2 protein-coding genes and 1 pseudogene are annotated in these 3,545 nt (G+C 48.5%); all 3 read right to left on the bottom strand.

Going from position 1 to position 3,545, the window contains the following annotated elements:
• Positions 1-476 (bottom strand): annotated as a pseudogene (locus tag ACGF7G_RS21740) (hypothetical protein); the annotation flags it as partial.
• A gap of 118 nt (positions 477-594) precedes the next feature.
• Entirely contained in the window at positions 595-2,205 is a 1,611-nt protein-coding gene (locus ACGF7G_RS21735; RefSeq protein ID WP_387468331.1) for an esterase/lipase family protein, read from the bottom strand.
• 2 nt (positions 2,206-2,207) lie between these two features.
• A partial coding sequence (locus tag ACGF7G_RS21730) for a DUF2345 domain-containing protein (RefSeq protein ID WP_387468329.1) occupies positions 2,208-3,545 on the bottom strand: 1,338 nt, incomplete at its 5' end.

The following is a 3,545-nucleotide window of genomic DNA, read 5'->3' as shown; positions in this document are numbered from 1 at the left end:
TGTATACGGGATAATAAATCCCTCAACTCAACCAGTTTCTCTGGTACTGTATTGGTATAAACTCTAGGAGCAATTTGTCGATCCTTGTCATAGCGTGCCGCAGAGCCATTCTTCGCTTCCATTTCCACTTTAATCGCCACGCCATTGCTGTACAGATGAGCTTCCAGTACCCGGACGACATCCGGTACACTTTGATTCTCCATACGTTCAAAAATAATCCCTTTCATCCCTTCGGGGACAGAGTAAATATTTTTTAAATAGGGCATATCAACGGGATATGACGTTTTCATCTGCCGTAACGCTTCTTCCCGTAATTGAATACGTTGTTCAAAGGCAGGTAAATAGATCCGTTGAGTTTCCACCACGTTATCATTCACCCAAACAGCATCATTGACGGTATTATTGTACGCTTCCGGCAAATCAACCAAATACCGACCGATACAGCGGGTTTGTAAATTCGCTAATAGTTTGTCCACAGCTAATTTTTCCTTCTGGTTTAACACAGTATGTAGGGGATAGGGCTGCAACCGGTGCCACAACCCGTAAAACACCAGCATAAGCAGGCTAGCAATTATTATGGCAAGCGTTTTTTTTCTATTCATCAGGATAGGCCAAAGATGTTTGTTTAACAGATTGCGCTATTTTGACAATCGCCCGTAGGGTAAAAAAACGGGTAGCATCGGTATTATAGGCACCTTCATGATCAACCTCCGCCCCCAATATTGAACGCAGACCGCTGGCAGTAAACTTCCCTCCCTCAACTGGCACCGTGCCATCACCGGGCTCTTGCGGATCCGCTATAGCAAAAGTTTGTATTAGAGAATAGTCATTGCCAGGCTTTATTGGATATTTGACACTGCGCATATCTGAAAGCTCCGCATTCATCGGGTCAAATATCGAGCTATTAAATGCCAGTTCAGGATTACCTTTCCGATTAAAATAATCTTTACGTGCTACCCAGCGGACGGTGCCATAAGAGAGGTGTTTCATACTGTTACCATAAAAAGCATAAGTATTGTTGTGATAACAATAAGTTAACCCTTCGATAAAAGGCCGGACTTTTGTCGACAACGTATCATGATATTTATCCCAATCTGCCTGCATTACCGCCCGATTCTTTGCCTTATTTTCCGGGTTAATTAAACGTTCTTCGCATAACCCCCACCACTTATCACGCTGCAAATAGATTTCTTCATAAGGATCACGCTCCGGTAAGCTATAGCGTGTATTTCCATCCTCAATCTTCAACCACCACTTACCGTATCTCAGACCAGGCAATAACTGGAGTGGTCCCGGTGACTGTGCCATCACAGCAGTGAATTGACCGCCATCTTTGCCTATGACTAATCCCGCCAGGCTACCTTCACCTGCTTTCATCCGCTTATAAGCCGTCGGTGCACCAAATGTCGGCATCACACCATGCACAATCCCCAGGAGCCTGTCACTCCCCCCCAATATTTCTGAATAGTGACGTGCCACCAGTCCCCCCATTGAATGCGTGACCAGTATCACCTTCTCACAAGGCTGATGCCGCCGTTTATAGCCCGTAACCACTTGGTCAATATAATCCGCCAACCGGTTTGCTGATTCCACATTAGACTGAAGCCAGTTATACCCCATCGCATGAACCGGAAACTGATACTGATAACTCAGCTTAATTTCATCCCGTGTCAGTCTGGCTTCCCCCATTTCAGCCTGTAAATCCATTAACTCCAGCTGCTGACGCAATGTCTGCTTCCCCGTCTTATTCAACCGGTTGTGCAATAATTCATCCTGATCATCCAGCGCCGACTGAATCCAGGGCAAAAATTCGCCGTAGCTCATATAGGCGACCTCACCCCAACCCCGCTCTTCCCGCGAAGGAAATTTAGTGCCTTCTTTATGATTGTCGTCTACTCTGCCCCGTGAATCGACAACAGTTTTTTCCGGATCAAGCAACTTTTTTCGATCTGCTGCGCCCTTTAAAACCCAATCCTTCAAGGCACCCAAACTGCTGTTTAAACACCAAACTGACGTTCCATTTTTATCCTGCAAATTACTCCCCATCACCCCAGGCAGAAAAATCACCGGAATAACCCGGTTTGGCACCTTATAACAAATCGCCGTCAGGTTCTTTTCACTGGGCGCATTAACTAACGGGTAATACAACCTGCCATGCTCGTCATAAACAGGCTGAACAATAATTTTTTCTGATGAATCGTCCATCATTACTCCTTACCTTCTTTTAAATAGAATTTCATTGCTTCCACCCCTAATTGCTGCTGTTTAGTCACCTTACCATCCGAGCCGGTTGTCGAAGGCTGCTGACTATTGTCCTGATTGTGCAAAAGGCTGCTTTGATGGTTCACCGGTGAGTCATCAAAAGGCCAGAGCACCTGCGGCGTTATAGAAAAATCCGTTGTCTCACGTTGGGAAGCCATCTGATTAAAGCTCTGCCCCCCAAGTTTTTGCCACACCGCCGCCCGCTGGATAATGTTATTGGGTGCCCCACTTTCCACCTGCCCGTTGCCAATACGGATATATCCCCCGCCACAGGCCAGCAAAATCTCCTCTTTGGCACTGATGAACACTTTGCCTTCATGACTGCTCACCGTGATGTCTTTCAATGCCGCCAATCCCATCGCATCACCCTGCGCCTGAATATCTACCCGACCTCGGCTGGCAAACAGTTTGATCCCCAGCTTTTCGGCAAACAGGCTGATCATCCCGCCGGCAGCCACCGTGAATTTTTTCAGCACGCTGAAATCGGTATTTTTCCCACTGGTGGCAATCACATTGTCCCCCGCAGAAAATTGGAGACTTTTCGCCGTCGTCTGAGCAATACCCTCAGGGGCGGAAAGTAACAGCGCCGATTTTCTCAGTTCCGTTAACGTGTCACTCAATAACGCCTTCTGTTGCTGCAAATCCGCTAATTCAGCTTTGGCGATTTCAGCCGCACCCCGTAATGCTTCGGTTAACGCCTGCGCCTGTTGTAACTGACCGATTGCTTCCTGCATTGCCAACACGTCTCCCCCCGCGCTGGCTTGTTTATCCGCACTGATAAACATCCCCTTACCGGCCCGGATCACCCCCCAGTCATCAGTACGCAACTCAAAACCTTCTCCCCGTTTATCCGGGTGTGGTTGCTGACTGTCCACCAGATACCCCAGATTGAGCTGACTCTTACCACCATATTCGGTACTCAGTTTGATGTGCTCCCGACCGCGTTCGTCATCCATCCGCAATTTGTTATTCGCCGGGGTGCGCAGGACATTGCGTTTGTAGTTGAATAAGGTGACGTGATCAGGGTGTTTTGAGTCGTGCAGCGCATGGGCGATATAGGGCCGATCCGGGTCGCCCCCTTCAAATGCGATCGCCACCTCAGTACCGTCCAGCAAGGGCCAGTGAAAACCGTAGGTGTCACCCGCATAGGGGCGAGCCAAGCGCACCCACAGGCTTTCTCCCCCTTTCAACCATTCCGCCCGGTCAAAATCAAACGCCACCCGGTACAACCCGTCTTTATCAATATCCCCGTACCGGTCGTTCACGACGGTGCTGCTCACCCT

It is taken from the genome of Photorhabdus sp. RM323S (assembly GCF_042879375.1).
Lineage (GTDB): Bacteria > Pseudomonadota > Gammaproteobacteria > Enterobacterales > Enterobacteriaceae > Photorhabdus > Photorhabdus tasmaniensis.
Note: the sequence above shows the minus strand (reverse complement) of the source record. Positions and strands in the feature narration are given on the sequence as shown.

Coding starts and splice junctions, on each gene's coding strand:
- ACGF7G_RS21735 (WP_387468331.1), bottom strand. CDS start 2,205: ATGGACGATTCATCAGAAAAAATTATTGTTCAGCCTGTTTATGACGAG.